The sequence below is a fragment of the Vibrio sp. SCSIO 43153 genome (assembly GCF_023716625.1).
GTDB classification, from domain to species: domain Bacteria; phylum Pseudomonadota; class Gammaproteobacteria; order Enterobacterales; family Vibrionaceae; genus Vibrio; species Vibrio rotiferianus.
The window spans coordinates 2,838,633-2,856,046 of record NZ_CP071855.1; the positions used below are offsets into that span (position 1 = coordinate 2,838,633).

Consider the following 17,414-nt stretch of genomic DNA (forward strand, 5'->3'; position numbering starts at 1 on the left):
CCGTTTATCGTTTCACTAAGCCAAGTGTATGGCGTAGCAGCGGCTGCTTAAAAGTAGAAAGGTTATCCATAGTTGCGAGGGCAAGGTTACGCCCGATTCGCATCGCAGGTAAATCATTTGAGAAAATATGCACGAGAGAGCTGGTTAGCCAAATCGTTTCGCTGCGATCGTCTTCACGGCGTTGGCTAAATCGCATTAAGCCTTGATAACGGCCTACATCTTGGCGTTGCTTAACAAGCTCTTCCGCTAGCGATGCCACATCGCGAATACCAAGGTTGAAGCCTTGCCCTGCAATAGGGTGAAGCGTTTGTGCAGCATTGCCGACAATAGCAAAGCGGTGCGAAATGTTTTGCTTACGATGACGCAGAAGAAGTGGGTAGCTCGCGCGTTGTCCAACTTTTTGCATCGCCCCTAACCGCCAACCAAAATCTTTCTGCAGGCGCTCAAGAAATTCAGTATCCGACAAGTTCACCACGGTTTGCGCTTCTTCAGGACGCAAACACCACACTAACGACATACGGTTGTCACTCATCGGCAACAGTGCGACGGGGCCATTCTCAGTAAAACGTTCAAAAGCGCGACCTTGATGAGGCTCTTGCGTCACGATGTTGGCTATCACTGCCACTTGGTCGAAATCATGCTCAGATAGCTCTAAACCGATTTGCTGACAACATTTTGATACTGCGCCATCGGCAGCAACCAGCAACTTCGCTTCCAGCTTCTCACCGCTGCTCAGTTCAATGTGTGCTTTGTCTTGCTCACGCTCGATGTTCGCAACCGAATCAGGGCAAAACAGAGTGATCGCCTCACTCTTATCCAAAAGCTCTTGGTAGACACGGCCAACATCGGCGAGTTCCACTACGTAGCCAAGCGCTTCAACGCCAACTTCTTGCTTGGTAATCTCGGTCATGCCCGCATGAGAGCGGTCAGAAACATGAATATGTTCAATTGGGGTAGCACAAGGCTCGATGGCAGACCACAACTGTAAGTGACGCAGAATGTTGACCGTGCCGTAAGACAGGGCAATCGAGCGAGAATCAAACCCCGGATGTTCATCCGACTGGGCTTTAAAAGGCTCGACTACTGCTATTTGCAGCGCACCTTTGGATAAACGATCGATTGCTAATGCAAGCGTAGCACCTGCCATAGCACCACCAGCAATTACAACGTCATATTGCCTCATGCTAACCTCTAGAAGCTGTTCGATGATTGGAAACGATGTGTTTAATGAATCGTTGGTTTGTTTTCATTACTTTCTGGACGAGCTCCGAATTCAGCATGAATAGTAAGTACGCACGCTTTTATGTGTTCAATCACTTGTTCTAGCAATTGAGCTTGCTCACCTAGGTCATCATCTTCATCAATGCCTAACTTCGCGATTTCTTCTAGATCAGCCAATGCCTCTTTTACATCATCGGACGCTTTGTTCAAGGCAATTCCAGCCAGGCCAAGTCCAGAGATAAAGTGATTAACGAAATCTGATACGCTATCCGCTAAAGCGAATAAGCCCTCTTCACCGACTTCATCAGGAAGCAGCAAAGATAATTCCATTGACGTACCAGTGAGTTCATCTACAGTCACTTTGAATATACTTTGTGCTAACGCAAGTGCGGTTGTCGGCCACCCCATGCCATCATTAGTGTAATCAAACAAAATTGGTTGCCAGGTCTGGTCGTTGATCGCCAATCCACCGCTTAGCATACCAACAAGTAAACCGTGTAATTCTGCCGGCGTTACTGCAAGACTTGCGGAACTTAGCTCAGCAGCGATGGATTGGTATTCAGGGAGGGTGATTTCACTCATAATCTTGGCTCATTCTTCATAATCGTGTTTTGATATATCCTACCATCAAGCATAGTTCGCTGAAACGGCAATCAATTTCAAATTTGACCACCATTTATCCAATTTGCCCATTTCCTGTGTCATCACTTCATCATTTAACAATCTAACGAGGGAAATGCTTGAATCTTAATAGAGGTTTTCCTATAGTTTCCCCCTCGGTAGTTGTAGACAACAATACCTTAGATAGCGTGATAACAGAGTTTATTCATCATGAGCAACCAAGCGGTCGACGTTGAAATTCTTGGCAAAATGACACGAGTGAATTGTCCTGCTGGACAAGAAGAATCGCTCATTGCTGCGGCAAAAGATCTCGATCGTCGATTGAACGAGATGAAAGAACGTACTAAGGTAAGCAATGAAATTCAGCTACTGACTTTTGCTGCATTGAATATTAGCCACGAACTTCAAACTAAATCCTATGAAGCTAATGGCCAGCAGCAAGAAATCACTGAGCGAATGGAAGAGCTCACTGCATCGTTAGACGATGCACTTAGCAAAGTAAAGCAAGGACAGCAGTAATTACCAAATTTACCCTGGGGTGTTCGTCAGCAGGATTTAAGTCCCTGAGCCGATAAGCAATACCAAAGGGTTAGTACTTGATAGCTATTGAGCAAGCTTGGCATGCACCGAGAAGCCTACGGTTATCATTGCTGATCCGCCTTGAACCAGCTGGTTCAAGGGCCACAATCCTCAACGGCACCCTGGGGTATCCTCTCTATGTCAGATCTATCTCGACAAGACTTTCGAAAACTCATCCGCGAAAAACGCAACGCACTGTGCAGTGATACTCAGTTCCAAGCTGGACTTGATCTCCTTAAACAATTCTCACAATTGCCTGAAATACAAAGCGCACAGCACATCGCAATTTATCTTTCTGCTGATGGTGAATTAGATACCAAACCTCTCATTGAATGGCTATGGCAGCAAGGTAAGTCGATTTACCTGCCAGTGATTCATCCTTTTTCCAAAGGTCAGTTACTCTTCCTGCAGTATTTAAATAATGACCAGTTGGTGTACAACAAATACGGAATATTAGAACCTGCGCTGGATATTCGCCATATCAAACCAGTTCGCGAACTCGATTTAATCTGCACGCCTTTGGTAGGCTTTGACAGTGTTGGGCACCGCCTAGGAATGGGCGGCGGCTATTACGACCGAACACTTTCGCACTGGTTTAGCACAGGCGAAGGTGCAAAACCTATCGGTATCGCCCACGATTGCCAGCATGTTGAGCGCTTGCCAGTTGAAAGTTGGGACATTCCTTTACCAAAGATCGTGACACCAAGCCAAATCTGGCAATGGGAAATCTAGCACGTTACCGCTATAATCACGCCGCAAACGTTAAAGAACATCTATGCAGGAGATAGGCATGACTCAAGATGAAATGAAAAAAGCGGCTGGTTGGGCAGCACTTAAATATGTTGAAAAAGGCAGCATTGTCGGTGTTGGTACTGGCTCTACCGTGAATCACTTCATCGATGCCCTAGGTAGCATCAAAGACGATATTAAAGGCGCAGTGTCTAGCTCTGTTGCTTCAACTGAGCGTCTAAAAGAACTTGGTATTGAAGTTTACGAGTGTAACGATGTAGCTAAACTCGATGTCTACGTTGATGGTGCTGATGAAATCAATGCCGCTCGTGACATGATCAAAGGCGGTGGCGCAGCACTAACGCGTGAAAAAATCGTGGCGGCTATCTCAGATAAATTCGTATGTATTGTTGACGGCACAAAAGCAGTTGACGTACTTGGCCAATTCCCACTTCCAGTAGAAGTTATCCCAATGGCACGCTCTTACGTTGCTCGCGAGTTGGTGAAGCTAGGTGGTGATCCTGCATACCGTGAAGGTGTTATCACTGATAACGGCAACGTGATTCTAGACGTGCACAACATGCAAATCACGAACCCGAAAGAGATGGAAGACAAGATCAACGGCATTGCTGGTGTAGTAACGGTTGGTATATTCGCTCACCGTGGTGCAGATGTGGTTATCACAGGAACACCAGAAGGTGCGAAAATAGAAGAATAAATCATTAGATGATCTAAATTTTCTGTTATTTCATTACAGACGGCGCCCTAGGGCGCCGTTTTTTCTTCCTTTTTCTAAGAAAAGCATGCCTTATTCCGTAATTTTCTTACCCAAAGCAAATTTTTTTTGTTACTTTATTGAACAGAAGACGCACAAGGAAACGTTTGTCTTCCGACAAAACTGTTAATTATCCCCTTTTTAGTAGTTTTGCTTTATGTGCGCCACATTAGCCCACCTTTCCATTTAAGGACGAGAAAAATGGCCAAAGTTTCACTGGAAAAAGAAAAGATTAAGATCCTCTTATTAGAGGGACTCCACCCTTCTTCAGTTGAAGTTCTTCAATCAGCTGGTTATAGCAACATTGAATATCACAAAGGCTCCCTTTCGGAAGAAGAACTGATCGAAGCAGTTAAAGACGTGCATTTTATCGGTATCCGCTCCCGAACCAACCTATCGGAAGAAGTGATCAATGCGGCAAATAAACTGGTTGCGATTGGCTGTTTTTGTATCGGTACTAACCAAGTTGATCTAGGTGCGGCATCAAAACGTGGTATCCCCGTATTTAATGCACCGTTCTCAAATACTCGAAGCGTAGCTGAACTAGTACTTGGGCAAATTTTATTACTTCTGCGTGGTATCCCAGAGAAAAATGCTTTAGCTCACCGTGGCATTTGGAAGAAGAGTGCGGACAGCTCATACGAAGCGCGCGGTAAACGTCTAGGCATCATCGGTTATGGTCACATTGGTACTCAGCTAGGTATCATTGCAGAAAACTTGGGGATGCGTGTCTACTACTATGACATCGAGAATAAGCTGTCATTAGGTAATGCCACACAGGTTCACACAATGAGCGAATTGCTCAACAAGTGTGACGTTATTTCTCTTCATGTTCCTGAGACACCAGAAACCAAGAATATGATGGGTGAAGAAGAGTTTGCTCGCATGAAGCCAGGAGCGATCTTTATCAACGCAGCTCGCGGTACAGTGGTTGATATTCCAGCGCTATGCCATAGCCTAGAGTCAGGCCATGTTTCAGGTGCTGCAATTGATGTGTTCCCGGTAGAGCCGAAGACGAATAAAGATGCATTTGAATCGCCACTACAAAAGTTCGACAACGTTATCTTAACACCGCACGTAGGTGGCTCAACGCAAGAAGCACAAGAGAATATCGGTGTAGAAGTTGCGGGTAAACTGGCGAAATACTCTGACAACGGCTCAACGCTATCAAGCGTGAACTTCCCAGAAGTATCATTGCCTGAGCACCGTGAATGTTCACGTCTATTGCACATCCACAAAAACCGCCCTGGTATCTTGACGCAAATTAACACCATCTTCGCAGAAGAAGGCATTAACATCGCAGGCCAGTATCTACAAACGGCGGCAGATATCGGTTATGTAGTTATTGATGTTGAAACTCACCGCTCAGAAGAAGCGCTGGTGAAACTAAAGGGCATTGAAGGCACCATTCGAGCTCGTATTCTTCACTAATTGCTGACCAGTAAATACACAAAAGGCAGGGTTACCCTGCCTTTTGTTTTCTAGCCATAGCTACTGATGTCAGTATTATTTCAGTCTGTAAACCACATCCACCTGATCACGAATAACCAAAGTCGAGTCTTGATAGCTATTCGAACTTTGCTTCGCATCCATCGCCATTGATCGCATTAAAATTGGCTGTCCATTCATTTGGTTATATGAAATCTGCCAAACATCGCCAAGTTTCTTTTCAAATCCAACAGCCAATGATGCCGCTTTTTCTTTCGCATCTTTAATTGCTGCCATGCGTGCTTTTTGCTGATACTCAGCCTGGTTGCTCACTTTCAACTGAATATTATCAACTTGGTTGATACCGGACTCTAACGCCATGTCCAAATACTTATTCAGGTTTGCTAGATCATTGACATTTACATTGATACTGCGTGATGCACGGTAACCAACAAGCTCAGCTTTACCTGATTTAGGGTAATGATATTGCGGCGCCAAATATAGATTCGAACTCGTCACATTGTCTTTGGAAAGGCCTGCGTCAGATAACTTTTTCAAGAACTCATCAACCGACTTGTCTACTGACTGCTTTGCTTGCTCAGCCGTCATTGTCGTATCAACGACTTTTACCGAAAAAGTCGCCATATCAGGGGTAGCGACCACTTCACCATATCCAGTGGTAGTTACATGAGCAAACTCTGGTACGTTCGCAAAGACAGATAAACTAGTTAGGCTCAATGCTGAAGCGAGCAGGTAAGACGAAAGTTTCATTATACAAATCCATCCATATTAATATGACTTCATCATAGGTAATTCTGGCGAATATCCAAGCATCATCAATCACTTCTAACACAATCCTGACTCAGTAAATAAGATGTTACTGGGGCAAATTTTGCTGCGCATATGACACAATCGCATTAGAGATCTCCTGTAAAACCCCTGTCTCTAATTGCCAATGGTGCCAATAAATTCGATATGACATTAAAAAGCCTGGGGTAATGTCAATTAACTCCCCCTTCTCCAGCTCATCAGTGATCTGTAAGCGCGGAATCAAACAGTAAGCGACTCCCGCTAACGCCATTTTCAAGAAAGCTTCTGAGCTACTGATATTATGGTGGATCACGCTGTCTGGCCTGACATTGAAATGTTCGGTTAAGAACTTCTTGTGTAAATCATCATATTGGTCGTAAGACACCGCTGGTGCTTTTGCTAAGGTTTGATTGTTTACACCTTCAGAGAAATAGCGTTGATAAAACTCAGGGTTGGCGACACAGACATAATCGATACGTCCAAGATAATCTGCTCGGCAACCTGGTATTGCTTGAGATTCTAGACTGATCGCCCCAGCTACCTCACCACTTCTAAGTTTTTCAATTGATCGCGATTCACCATAGATAGTTAGCTTCAACTCCACTTGGCGATGTTTCATCACATCCTGTAATGCTGGTAATAACCAAGTAGCAAGACTATCTGCATTGGTAGCAAGAGATAATTGGACAGGACGTGTCGACGTGTCGTTTTTCAGCTCAGGAAGAATTTCATGCTCAAGAAGCCTAACACGACGATAAAGTCCAAGCAGCTTCTTACCAATAGGCGTCGGCTTTGGGGGTTGCTCGCGAACAAGAACCGGCTGAGCAAGATATTTTTCGAGTTGCTTGATACGCTGGGAAATGGCTGATTGTGAAACGAAAAGGTGCTCCGCTGCTCGGTCAAAACTCCCCTGATGTACCACCGCATCTAATGCTTCTATCCACTTATAGTCCAATCCTCGCACGTGTTTTCCTCCCTAATAAACGCCAAGTACATATGATAAGCAAAGCTAATAATATATTAAAATCATTAATTATACTTATTTCAATAAAAGCTTTATCTTCCCTTTCTCTGTTGTTTTATAACTAATTTTTGAGGTGTGTTGTGAGCTTTTGGGTGTTATTACAAGGATTCGGTTTAGGTGCGACGATGATCATTCCAATCGGTGCGCAGAATGCATATGTCCTTAACCAAGGTATTAAGCGCCAACATCACCTGACGACCGCCACCATCTGTAGCATCCTAGATATGCTCTTCATTTCGCTCGGCATTTTCGGTGGCGGCGCGATTCTGTCACAAAATGAAATCCTGCTGACATCGGTGACATTAGGTGGCATTGCTTTCTTGAGCGTTTACGGCTTATTGTCATTAAAGAGTGCATTCAAACCTACTGACGCTTCCGAGTCGAAAGGTGAAGTGGTTGCACGCGGTCGCCGTACCGTGATTCTTGGCGCACTGGCAGTTACCGTTTTAAACCCACACCTCTACTTGGATACTGTAGTGATCTTAGGTTCGATCGGTGGTCAGTTCGAAGGCAACGATCGCATCGCCTTTGCAATAGGCACTATCATGGCATCGTTTGTATGGTTCTACACCTTATCATTAGGTGCAGCGAAACTAGGTCCAACACTCTCAAAACCAAAAGTTAAGAAAGGCATCGATATAGCAGTTGCTACTATGATGTTTACTATCGCTTTTGTACTTGCGAATGAGTTAGTCACCAAATACTGGTAAAGACAAATAAGAAAGAAACACGACATGGAGTCACTGCAAAAAATCTATCAACTCAACCGAGAGCGATTCAACGCGCTCTCCATCCCCTTTCGAGAATGGCAACACGAAGCCATTCTCGACTTCGATACCGACGTCAAAGTCGCCGCGCAACTCGGTTGGACCGGCACTCATACAAAGAGTCTTTTTCTCAAGCTAAAAAGGCAAGGTTATGCAGTCTTCCTGACCGACAAAGACTCTCGATTAGACTCCAAACAAATCAAAGCCCTCACTGGTAAACGACCTTCAATTTGCAGCGACGATGAAATGATTGAGCAGCTAGGTTGTGTGCCCGGTGCGGTGTGTCCGATAGGGTTGCCGGAGCACGTCATCATCATTGTCGATACGGCACTCTATCAACATGAAGAGCTACTCTATACACCAGGTTTACCCGAGTTAACCTTTGGCTTTGCAGGTAGCGAACTTAAACGTCTGCTCCTTGCTGGCAGTAACACTCTGCTAGAACTTTAGAACATTGGGATAAAAAAAAGCGAGGCCATTGCCTCGCTTTTTTATGTTCTCAATCGAAGTGATTAAGCTTCAACTTTGTTCAAGTGAACATCCATTTGTGGGAATGGAATTTCGATGCCAGCTGCATCCAACGCTTCTTTGATTGCTAAAGTAGAATCGAAGTAAACGTCCCAGTAGTCAGCGGTTTTACACCATGGACGAACCACGAAGTTCACTGAAGAATCTGCTAGTGCTAGCACACCAATCGTCATGTCTGGATCTTTCAGGATACGAGGGTCTTTTTCTAGCGTTTCACGAATCACTTGCTTAGTTTGCTTAAGATCCGCTTTGTAAGATACACCAATCACCAAGTCAACGCGGCGAGTCTCATGACGTGAGTAGTTTGTGATTGCGCCACCGATAACCGATGAGTTAGGCACAACAACCATCTTGTTGTCAGGTGTTTTTAGTACAGTTTGGAAGATTTGAATTGCTTCAACACTACCAGCCACACCACCAATTTCCACATAGTCACCAGACTTGAATGGACGGAATGCAACAATCAATACGCCCGCTGCAAAGTTAGAAAGTGAACCTTGTAGAGCAAGACCAACTGCAAGACCTGCCGCACCAATTACTGCAACTACAGATGCTGTTTGAACACCTACACGACCAAGTGCCGCGATAAGTACAATAACAAATAGAAGGTAACGAACTAGACCGTGGACAAATTCAACAACCGCTTTGTCCATCTTTTTCTTTTCAAGTACTTTTGAAACACTATTCGCTACTGCTTTAACGATAATGTTACCGATAAATAGAATCAGTAGTGCAGAAATGATGTTCACACCGTACTGAATAAGAAGATCTGAGTTATTGGTTAGCCACGTTTCAGCTTTGCTCAAACCATCTGTTAAAGAGGTATCGATACCCATCGATTCACCTGCCATAATTCGTATCCTCAAAATAAAGATATAAAAATCTAATTGCCGTTAACTTATGAACCTTGTTTTTTATAGGTTCTTATCTACAACAACATCCCTATTGTTTTACTGAACAGTGTCAGATTTTTGGCACAATATCTCAAAACTGAATTTTTTCAAAGTCAGAGTTTCGCAAAGATATGCAAAACAAAGATTTATCAGGAATTTCTGATATTGGCTTGTTACAGAGTACGCAAAGGTTTTACATTTCGCCACACTTTTTGCTCAGTTCTATGCTACTTGGCGTCGAAATAGACCGGGTTTCGAAATTTACGTAAAAACGAAGGGATATGAAGTGAGGTGATCATATAGCAGTTGATTTAGTTATCAATTGCTCAGACATGGAGAATGTCGGAAGTCTCATAGTTTAGACATAAAAAAACCCGCTCTAAGAGCGGGTTTTTAGAAACTCAGTTAAGACGAATTATAGTACGTCTACTGCGTTTAGGTCAGCAAATGCTTTCTCTAGACGAGCTACCATTGAAGCTTGACCAGCACGTAGCCATACGCGTGGATCGTAGTACTTCTTGTTTGGTGCGTCTTCGCCAGTTGGGTTACCGATTTGACCTTGTAGGTAATCGCGGTTTTCCGCTTCGTATGCACGGATACCATCCCATGTAGCCCACTGTGTATCAGTATCGATGTTCATTTTGATAACACCGTAGCCGATAGACTCTTGGATTTCTGCTTCAGTAGAACCAGAACCACCGTGGAATACGAAGTTTAGAGCGTTAGGTGCAATACCAAACTTCTCTGCACAGTATGCTTGAGAGTCACGTAGGATAGTTGGAGTTAGAACAACGTTACCTGGCTTGTAAACACCGTGTACGTTACCGAAAGACGCAGCGATAGTGAAGCGGTGTGAAACAGCGCTTAGTTTCTCGTATGCGTATGCAACGTCTTCTGGAGAAGTGTAAAGCTCAGAAGCGTCCATATCAGAGTTATCAACGCCGTCTTCTTCACCACCAGTACAACCAAGTTCGATCTCGATTGTCATGTTCATTTTAGCCATGCGCTCTAGGTACTTAGCACATGTTTCGATGTTCTCTTCTAGAGACTCTTCAGAAAGGTCTAGCATGTGAGAAGAGAATAGAGGCTTACCAGTTTGAGCGAAGAATTCTTCACCAGCGTCTAGTAGACCGTCGATCCATGGTAGAAGTTTCTTAGCAGCGTGGTCAGTGTGTAGGATTACTGGCACACCGTAAGCTTCTGCTACAGCGTGAACGTATTTAGCACCAGCTACAGCACCAAGGATTTGAGCACCTTGACCTTCAAGTTTAACGCCTTTACCAGCGAAGAAAGCAGCACCGCCGTTAGAGAACTGAACAACTACAGGAGCTTTAACTTTTGCAGCCGCTTCTAGTACAGCGTTCACAGAATCAGTACCAACAACGTTTACTGCTGGAAGTGCAAAGTTGTTCTCTTTTGCTACTTCAAATACTTTCTGAACGTCATCGCCAGAGATAACACCTGGTTTTACGAAGTCGAAGATCTTAGACATGGATGTAATCCTATTTATCTGTCGTTTTTTAAACAAAACTTGTTAAATTGAAAAATCTTGCAAACGTTTGCTCACAACTGAGGCTATTCTAGCAGAGTTCCACTCTCGTTGCAGCAAACAAGAAAGCGGGAGATAACTCCCCCGCTTTGCGATTATTACTTAGCGCGTGCTTCTAGCATTTCAACTGCTGGAAGTACTTTACCTTCTACGAACTCAAGGAAAGCACCGCCGCCAGTAGAGATGTAAGATACGTCAGCTTTGATACCGAACTTGTCGATAGCTGCTAGCGTGTCACCACCACCTGCAACAGAGAAGCCTTCAGAAGCTGCGATAGCTTCAGAGATACCTTTAGTACCTGCTTCGAAGTTCTTGAATTCGAATACGCCTACTGGACCGTTCCAAAGGATAGTCTTAGCGTTCTTAAGGATTTCTGCTAGTTCAGCAGTTGAATCTGGACCAAGGTCGAAGATCATATCGTCGTCTTGTACTTCAGAAACGTGCTTGATTTCAGCTTCTGCGTTCTCGTCGAATGCTTTCGCACATGCAACGTCAGTTGCTACTGGAATTGCACACTCATCCATTAGCTTCTTAGCTGTTTCAACTAGGTCTGCTTCGTATAGAGACTTACCAACGTTGTGACCAGCAGCTGCGATGAATGTGTTAGCAATACCACCACCAACAACTAGTTGGTCAGCGATTTTAGATAGAGACTCAAGAACAGTTAGCTTAGTAGAAACTTTTGAACCACCTACGATAGCAACCATTGGACGAGCTGGCTTGTCCATTGCTTTGCCTAGTGCTTCTAGTTCGTTCGCTAGTAGAGGACCAGCACATGCTACGTCTGCGTGCATACCAACACCGTGAGTAGATGCTTGTGCACGGTGAGCCGTACCGAACGCGTCCATTACGAAGATGTCACATAGAGAAGCGTATTGCTTAGATAGTTCTTCTTCGTTTTTCTTCTCGCCTTTGTTGAAGCGAACGTTTTCAAGAACAACTAGTTCACCAGCGTTTAGCTCTAGACCGTTTAGGTAGTCTTTCGCAAGTTTAACTTCGCAATCTAGTGCGTCGTTTAGGTAGTTAACTACAGGTTGTAGAGAGAACTCTTCAGCGTATTCACCTTCAGTTGGGCGACCTAGGTGAGAAGTAACCATTACTTTAGCGCCTGCTTCTAGACAGTGCTTGATAGTTGGAAGAGATGCGATGATACGTGCATCAGAAGTTACTTTACCGTCTTTTACTGGCACGTTTAGGTCAGCACGGATAAATACACGTTTACCTGCAAGATCCAGGTCAGTCATCTTGATTACAGACATGATGTGTCCTCTCAAATATTAAATAATTAAAGTTTTTAAAAACCCGGCAATCCTGCCAAGCCCGTTAATTCTTCAAACTGGTTATTGATATGGAGATACGTCAAATTTATTTCAAGGTCTAAAATAAAAATTTTCTCCATCGCTACTTCACTCTTATTGCTCCACTTGTGAAGAAGCTTGCATTGCTAAGGCGGTATCCAGCATCCGGTTAGCAAAGCCCCATTCGTTATCGCACCAAACGAGCATTTTTACGAGTTGCCCATTACTCACTCTGGTCTGAGTTCCATCCACAATTGCACTATGGGGATCGTGGTTAAAGTCGATAGAAACGAGTGGCGATTCAGTATAGTCAACAATGTTACGTAATGTACACTGAGATGCGTTAACAATGGTTTGATTTACGTCATTAACTTTCACATTTGTACTAATTGTGACACTTAAATCCATCGCAGTGACGTTTACAGTTGGTACTCGAACCGAAATTGCTTCAAATTTGTTGGAAAATTTCGGGAAGATTCTTTCAATCCCCTTATGCAACTTGGTATCAACTGGAATGATGGATTGGCTGGCCGCGCGGGTGCGACGCAAATCATTATGGTAAGCATCGATAACTTGCTGATCGTTCATTGAAGAATGAATGGTTGTGATGGTGCCAGACTCAATGCCGAAGGCTTCATCCAAGACTTTGATAATTGGAACGATGCAGTTGGTGGTACATGAACCATTGGACACCACGCGGTGTTCGTCTTTCAGAGTTTCGTGGTTCACACCGTAGATAATGGTGTTATCGAGATCGCTCGCACCAGGGTGTGAAAACAGTACTTTTTGAGCGCCAGCTTCAATGTGGGCTTGGCCATCTGCTTGTGAGCCGAAGACACCAGTACAGTCGAGAACAATATCAACTTCGAGGTCACGCCATGGTAATAATTCAATCTCAGCAAGGTGAAGAATACGGATGGGGTCAAACTCGCCACTGTCATGGTGAACAAAAAGGTGCTGTTGATCATGAGAGATTTTCTTTCCAAAACGGCCATGGCTGGTGTCATATTGAAGAAGATGAGCCATCGCTTCTGGCTGTGCCAGCTCATTTACCGCCACAACCTTAATCTGTTGGTGCTTACCACTCTCATATACTGCTCGCAGTACATTACGACCGATACGCCCAAATCCATTGATCGCAACCTTTAGCATTTATCCTTCGCCTCACTAAAAATTCGTGGCACAGATAGTACCTGATACGCAGACTGAACGCATTAAGTAAGTGATCTCACTCGCGGTAAACTATCTTTTCACTTCACGAAATATTCACTGCACTAATATATTAATTTCTGACACCGCATGTTTCGCTTGGCACTTTAACTCCTTGTTTGACCACCAAAAGGAAATGCGTATGTCAGGTTTTCCCGCTGCTCACTTTTGCAAGCGATGCAATAGAGAAACACCACACTCAGAGGTGCTGGTCCGTAAACCAAGCAGTTACGATACGGATAAATCGATTCTTGGAACCTTAAAACTTTGGGCTCATACCCTGATAAACGGCGGTCACTATTACGATATGGATCGTTATGTCACTTGTAAGGAATGTGGACACAAAGAGAAGGATAACTGGGGAAACGAATTTGAATAGGCACAAAAAAACCGAGCACTAACGCTCGGTTTTTCATTTCTAGCGCTAAATTACGCTAATAGTTCTTTTGCTGTATTCACTACGTTTTCTACAGTGAAACCAAACATTTCGAACAGTTGGTCAGCTGGCGCAGATTCACCAAACGTTGTCATACCGATGATACGACCGTCGAAGCCAACGTACTTGTACCAGAAGTCCGCAATGCCCGCTTCTACAGCGATACGAGCTGTTACGTCTGATGGCAGTACTGATTCACGGTAAGCTGCGTCTTGCTTATCGAATGCATCTGTTGATGGCATTGAAACAACGCGTACTTTCTTACCTTCAGCCGTTAGTTGCTCAGCTGCTTTCACTGTTAGTTCAACTTCAGAACCTGTCGCGATTAGGATTAGCTCAGGCTTGCCATCGCTGTCTTTCAGGATGTAAGCACCTTTCGCGATGTCCGCTACTTGCTCAGCCGTACGTTCCTGTTGCGCTAGGTTTTGACGAGAGAAGATAAGCGCCGATGGGCCATCTTTACGTTCAATCGCTAGTTTCCATGCCACTGCAGACTCAACTTGGTCACATGGACGCCATGTGCTCATGTTTGGAGTCAGGCGTAGAGATGCCATTTGCTCAACTGGTTGGTGAGTTGGGCCATCTTCGCCAAGACCGATAGAGTCGTGCGTGTAAACTTGGATGTTCTGAACTTTCATCAGAGCAGCCATACGCATAGCGTTACGTGCGTATTCCATAAACATTAGGAATGTTGCGCCATAAGGAACGAAACCACCGTGTAGTGCGATACCGTTCATAATCGCAGTCATACCAAACTCACGTACACCGTAGTGGATGTAGTTACCAGAGAAGTCGTTCGCTTCTAGAGACTTAGAACCAGACCACATAGTTAGGTTAGAAGGCGCTAGGTCAGCAGAGCCGCCCATGAATTCTGGAAGCATTTGACCAAACGCTTCTAGTGCGTTTTGAGATGCTTTACGTGATGCGATGTTTGCTGGGTTAGCTTGAAGGTCAGTAATGATTTGGCTTGTCTTCTCTTCCCACTGTGCAGGAAGTTCACCGTTTAGACGACGCTTAAGCTCTGCTGCTTCTGCTGGGTAAGCTGCTGCATACGCTTCGAACTTCGCGTTCCAAGCTGCTTCCTTCTCAGTGCCTGCAGCTTTCGCATCCCACTCTGCGTATACGTCTGCTGGGATTTCAAATGCTGGGTGTTCCCAACCTAGGAATTCACGTGCTGCTGCAATTTCTTCCGCACCTAGTGGTGCACCGTGACAGTCGTGAGAACCTGATTTGTTTGGAGAACCAAAACCGATGATAGTTTTAGTACAGATAAGTGTTGGACGAGGGTCTGCTTTCGCAGCGGTGATTGCTGCGTTGATCGCTTCAGAGTCGTGACCATCTACAGCAGAGATTACGTGCCAGCCGTAAGATTCAAAACGCTTAGGTGTATCGTCAGAGAACCAACCTTCAACGTGACCATCGATAGAGATGCCGTTGTCATCCCAGAATGCGATCAGTTTACCAAGGCCTAGCGTACCAGCAAGAGAACATGCCTCGTGCGAGATGCCTTCCATCAGACAGCCGTCGCCCATAAACACGTAAGTGAAGTGGTCAACGATGTCATGACCTTCTTTGTTGAACTGAGCTGCTAGCGCTTTCTCAGCCATCGCCATACCAACAGCGTTAGTGATGCCTTGACCTAGAGGGCCTGTTGTTGTCTCGATACCAGGTGCGTAGCCGTACTCTGGGTGACCAGGAGTCTTAGAGTGAAGCTGGCGGAAGTTCTTAAGATCGTCGATAGACAGCTCGTAACCGCTCAGGTGCAGTAGAGAGTAAATCAGCATAGAGCCGTGACCGTTAGACAGTACGAAACGGTCGCGGTCTGCCCACTCTGGGTTAGCTGGGTTGTGGTTTAGGTGAGAACGCCAAAGAACTTCAGCGATATCAGCCATACCCATAGGTGCGCCTGGGTGGCCAGAGTTAGCTTGTTGAACACCATCCATGCTAAGAGCGCGGATTGCATTTGCCAGATGTTTACGAGAAGACATGTCTGCTCCTGAGTGCATTAAGCGAATTGATAAAGGAATGTGGGCACTTTCATCTAGCGAGCTGAGTATAAAAGTGCGGGCAATATTCTCTCAAAGCCAAAATCTGACTGCAAACGTTTTACTCACCATTTTTGCGGTTTTAACTCAATCTTTTTGCAGTTACTGGTGAATTTATTAAAAATTCACCCCATCAAAAGCAAACGATTGGGTAATAAGCTAGACGAATTCAAATCGAAAAAGAGCTTGTAATTCGACCGTGGGAAATTAAAATAGACGTCTAGATGTAGAAACACCTACAAACTGTATTGTATTTTTCGTGGCAAGCTTGCGTTAGTTAGCCATGAGTAAACCTTAAGATTGGAGCTATCATGGCTAAGCACCTGTTCACTTCTGAGTCGGTATCAGAAGGTCATCCAGATAAAATCGCAGACCAAATCTCTGACGCAGTTCTTGATGCAATTCTTGAGCAAGACCCAAAAGCACGCGTGGCTTGTGAAACTTACGTTAAAACCGGCATGGTTATGGTTGGTGGTGAAGTAACGACTTCTGCATGGGTTGATATCGAAGAAATCACTCGTGAAACAGTTCGTGAAATCGGCTACGTTCACTCTGACATGGGCTTTGATGCGAACTCGTGTGCGGTTCTAAACACCATCGGTAAGCAGTCTCCAGACATCAACCAAGGTGTTGATAAAGCAGACCCTAAAGAGCAAGGTGCGGGCGACCAAGGCATCATGTTTGGTTACGCAACGAACGAAACTGAAATCCTAATGCCAGCTCCAATTACTTACTCTCACCGTCTTGTTCAAAAACAAGCTGAAGTTCGTAAGAGCGGTAAACTAGATTTCCTTCGCCCAGATGCGAAATCTCAAGTAACGTTCCAATACGACCAAGGTAAGATTGTTGGTATCGATGCTGTTGTTCTTTCAACCCAGCACTGCGATTCAGTAACAACACCTGACCTACGTGAAGCAGTAATGGAAGAGATCATCAAGCCAGTATTGCCTTCAGAGTGGATCACTAAAGACACGAACTTCTTCATCAACCCAACCGGTCGTTTTGTTATCGGTGGCCCAATGGGTGACTGTGGTCTAACTGGTCGTAAAATCATCGTAGATACTTACGGCGGTGCAGCTCGTCACGGTGGCGGTGCATTCTCTGGTAAAGATCCATCGAAAGTAGACCGCTCAGCAGCTTACGCAGCACGTTACGTAGCGAAAAACATCGTAGCAGCTGGCATGGCTGACCGTTGTGAAATCCAACTTTCTTACGCAATCGGTGTTGCTGATCCAACGTCTATCATGGTTGAAACGTTCGGTACTGAGAAAGTATCACACGAAATCATCATTGAAGCGGTTCGTCAAAACTTCGACCTACGTCCATACGGCCTACAGGAAATGCTTAACCTGCTTCAACCTATCTACAAGCAGACAGCAGCATACGGTCACTTCGGTCGCGAAGAGTTCCCATGGGAAGCGACAGATAAAGCAGCTATCCTACGCGATTTCGCTGGCATCAAGTAATCAAGCCACGCAAGAATCGATAAAGCCCTCGCCTCT

General features: G+C 44.8%; 17 protein-coding genes and 1 other RNA gene. 9 read left to right on the forward strand and 9 right to left on the reverse strand.

The genetic code is table 11. From position 1 onward, the window contains the following. Nucleotides 1-4: 4 nt before the first annotated feature. Together ubiH and J4N37_RS13490 are read right to left on the reverse strand one after the other, a co-directional pair. Complete coding sequence (ubiH, locus tag J4N37_RS13485) at nucleotides 5-1,183, reverse strand: 2-octaprenyl-6-methoxyphenyl hydroxylase (RefSeq protein WP_252041176.1); 1,179 nt, start codon at nucleotides 1,181-1,183, stop codon at nucleotides 5-7. A 41-nt stretch (nucleotides 1,184-1,224) separates the two neighbouring features. Further along, the gene (locus J4N37_RS13490; protein ID WP_010450305.1) at nucleotides 1,225-1,803 is read right to left on the reverse strand and encodes a YecA/YgfB family protein; all 579 of its coding nucleotides are present in this window, start codon (nucleotides 1,801-1,803) and stop codon (nucleotides 1,225-1,227) included. Nucleotides 1,804-2,052: 249 nt separating this feature from the next. On the opposite strand from J4N37_RS13490, the gene J4N37_RS13495 reads away from it, so the two are divergent. From J4N37_RS13495 to serA, 5 genes are all read left to right on the forward strand, one after another. Next, nucleotides 2,053-2,361, forward strand: coding sequence for a cell division protein ZapA (locus tag J4N37_RS13495; RefSeq protein WP_010450307.1), 309 nt, complete (start codon nucleotides 2,053-2,055; stop codon nucleotides 2,359-2,361). An 8-nt stretch (nucleotides 2,362-2,369) separates the two neighbouring features. Next, nucleotides 2,370-2,554, forward strand: a non-coding RNA gene (gene ssrS, locus J4N37_RS13500) — 6S RNA. Between the two features lie 5 nt (nucleotides 2,555-2,559). Beyond that, nucleotides 2,560-3,153 (forward strand): 5-formyltetrahydrofolate cyclo-ligase, encoded by a 594-nt coding sequence (locus J4N37_RS13505; RefSeq protein WP_182027288.1) that lies wholly within the window; start codon nucleotides 2,560-2,562, stop codon nucleotides 3,151-3,153. 58 nt (nucleotides 3,154-3,211) lie between these two features. After that, entirely contained in the window at nucleotides 3,212-3,868 is a 657-nt protein-coding gene (rpiA, locus tag J4N37_RS13510; RefSeq protein ID WP_182027289.1) for a ribose-5-phosphate isomerase RpiA, read from the forward strand. 258 nt (nucleotides 3,869-4,126) lie between these two features. Next, a complete protein-coding gene (gene serA, locus J4N37_RS13515) occupies nucleotides 4,127-5,356 on the forward strand; it encodes a phosphoglycerate dehydrogenase (protein ID WP_010450314.1) in 1,230 nt (409 codons plus the stop codon). 75 nt (nucleotides 5,357-5,431) lie between these two features. Here serA and J4N37_RS13520 read toward each other — a convergent pair whose 3' ends face one another. Then, the gene (locus J4N37_RS13520; protein ID WP_143692978.1) at nucleotides 5,432-6,124 is read right to left on the reverse strand and encodes an oxidative stress defense protein; all 693 of its coding nucleotides are present in this window, start codon (nucleotides 6,122-6,124) and stop codon (nucleotides 5,432-5,434) included. A gap of 106 nt (nucleotides 6,125-6,230) precedes the next feature. Continuing rightward, nucleotides 6,231-7,127, reverse strand: a complete 897-nt coding sequence (locus tag J4N37_RS13525) for a LysR family transcriptional regulator ArgP (RefSeq protein ID WP_038885699.1) — start codon at nucleotides 7,125-7,127, stop codon at nucleotides 6,231-6,233. Nucleotides 7,128-7,267: 140 nt separating this feature from the next. Here J4N37_RS13525 and J4N37_RS13530 point away from each other — a divergent pair, with 140 nt between their 5' ends. Further along, nucleotides 7,268-7,897: a LysE/ArgO family amino acid transporter gene (locus J4N37_RS13530; protein ID WP_045392018.1), complete on the forward strand. Its 630-nt coding sequence runs from the start codon at nucleotides 7,268-7,270 to the stop codon at nucleotides 7,895-7,897. Nucleotides 7,898-7,921: 24 nt separating this feature from the next. After that, entirely contained in the window at nucleotides 7,922-8,404 is a 483-nt protein-coding gene (locus J4N37_RS13535) for a YbaK/EbsC family protein (protein ID WP_182027290.1), read from the forward strand. Between the two features lie 62 nt (nucleotides 8,405-8,466). On the opposite strand, the gene mscS is transcribed toward J4N37_RS13535, so the two are convergent. The 4 genes from mscS to epd form a co-directional block, all read right to left on the reverse strand. Then, a complete protein-coding gene (gene mscS / locus J4N37_RS13540; protein ID WP_010450324.1) occupies nucleotides 8,467-9,333 on the reverse strand; it encodes a small-conductance mechanosensitive channel MscS in 867 nt (288 codons plus the stop codon). 457 nt (nucleotides 9,334-9,790) lie between these two features. Further along, complete coding sequence (gene fbaA / locus J4N37_RS13545; RefSeq protein WP_010450326.1) at nucleotides 9,791-10,867, reverse strand: class II fructose-bisphosphate aldolase; 1,077 nt, start codon at nucleotides 10,865-10,867, stop codon at nucleotides 9,791-9,793. Nucleotides 10,868-11,022: 155 nt separating this feature from the next. Then, entirely contained in the window at nucleotides 11,023-12,183 is a 1,161-nt protein-coding gene (locus J4N37_RS13550; protein ID WP_005436484.1) for a phosphoglycerate kinase, read from the reverse strand. Nucleotides 12,184-12,336: 153 nt separating this feature from the next. Then, complete coding sequence (epd, locus tag J4N37_RS13555; RefSeq protein ID WP_038886328.1) at nucleotides 12,337-13,374, reverse strand: erythrose-4-phosphate dehydrogenase; 1,038 nt, start codon at nucleotides 13,372-13,374, stop codon at nucleotides 12,337-12,339. Nucleotides 13,375-13,573: 199 nt separating this feature from the next. Between epd and J4N37_RS13560 the strand changes: the two genes are divergently transcribed. Then, nucleotides 13,574-13,810 (forward strand): hypothetical protein, encoded by a 237-nt coding sequence (locus tag J4N37_RS13560; RefSeq protein WP_010450330.1) that lies wholly within the window; start codon nucleotides 13,574-13,576, stop codon nucleotides 13,808-13,810. A 50-nt stretch (nucleotides 13,811-13,860) separates the two neighbouring features. Here J4N37_RS13560 and tkt read toward each other — a convergent pair whose 3' ends face one another. Beyond that, nucleotides 13,861-15,855, reverse strand: a complete 1,995-nt coding sequence (tkt, locus tag J4N37_RS13565; RefSeq protein WP_252041178.1) for a transketolase — start codon at nucleotides 15,853-15,855, stop codon at nucleotides 13,861-13,863. 368 nt (nucleotides 15,856-16,223) lie between these two features. Between tkt and metK the strand changes: the two genes are divergently transcribed. Further along, a complete protein-coding gene (gene metK, locus J4N37_RS13570) occupies nucleotides 16,224-17,378 on the forward strand; it encodes a methionine adenosyltransferase (protein ID WP_045384532.1) in 1,155 nt (384 codons plus the stop codon). Nucleotides 17,379-17,414: the final 36 nt, after the last annotated feature.

What these genes read in the sequence shown, in the direction of transcription:
- J4N37_RS13495 (WP_010450307.1), top strand. Translation starts at nt 2,053, where the DNA reads ATGAGCAACCAAGCGGTCGACGTTGAAATTCTTGGCAAAATGACACGA.
- tkt (WP_252041178.1), bottom strand. Translation starts at nt 15,855, where the DNA reads ATGTCTTCTCGTAAACATCTGGCAAATGCAATCCGCGCTCTTAGCATG.
- metK (WP_045384532.1), top strand. Translation starts at nt 16,224, where the DNA reads ATGGCTAAGCACCTGTTCACTTCTGAGTCGGTATCAGAAGGTCATCCA.
- J4N37_RS13505 (WP_182027288.1), top strand. Translation starts at nt 2,560, where the DNA reads ATGTCAGATCTATCTCGACAAGACTTTCGAAAACTCATCCGCGAAAAA.
- J4N37_RS13560 (WP_010450330.1), top strand. Translation starts at nt 13,574, where the DNA reads ATGTCAGGTTTTCCCGCTGCTCACTTTTGCAAGCGATGCAATAGAGAA.
- fbaA (WP_010450326.1), bottom strand. Translation starts at nt 10,867, where the DNA reads ATGTCTAAGATCTTCGACTTCGTAAAACCAGGTGTTATCTCTGGCGAT.
- rpiA (WP_182027289.1), top strand. Translation starts at nt 3,212, where the DNA reads ATGACTCAAGATGAAATGAAAAAAGCGGCTGGTTGGGCAGCACTTAAA.
- epd (WP_038886328.1), bottom strand. Translation starts at nt 13,374, where the DNA reads ATGCTAAAGGTTGCGATCAATGGATTTGGGCGTATCGGTCGTAATGTA.
- J4N37_RS13535 (WP_182027290.1), top strand. Translation starts at nt 7,922, where the DNA reads ATGGAGTCACTGCAAAAAATCTATCAACTCAACCGAGAGCGATTCAAC.
- J4N37_RS13550 (WP_005436484.1), bottom strand. Translation starts at nt 12,183, where the DNA reads ATGTCTGTAATCAAGATGACTGACCTGGATCTTGCAGGTAAACGTGTA.
- J4N37_RS13520 (WP_143692978.1), bottom strand. Translation starts at nt 6,124, where the DNA reads ATGAAACTTTCGTCTTACCTGCTCGCTTCAGCATTGAGCCTAACTAGT.
- mscS (WP_010450324.1), bottom strand. Translation starts at nt 9,333, where the DNA reads ATGGCAGGTGAATCGATGGGTATCGATACCTCTTTAACAGATGGTTTG.
- J4N37_RS13490 (WP_010450305.1), bottom strand. Translation starts at nt 1,803, where the DNA reads ATGAGTGAAATCACCCTCCCTGAATACCAATCCATCGCTGCTGAGCTA.
- serA (WP_010450314.1), top strand. Translation starts at nt 4,127, where the DNA reads ATGGCCAAAGTTTCACTGGAAAAAGAAAAGATTAAGATCCTCTTATTA.
- ubiH (WP_252041176.1), bottom strand. Translation starts at nt 1,183, where the DNA reads ATGAGGCAATATGACGTTGTAATTGCTGGTGGTGCTATGGCAGGTGCT.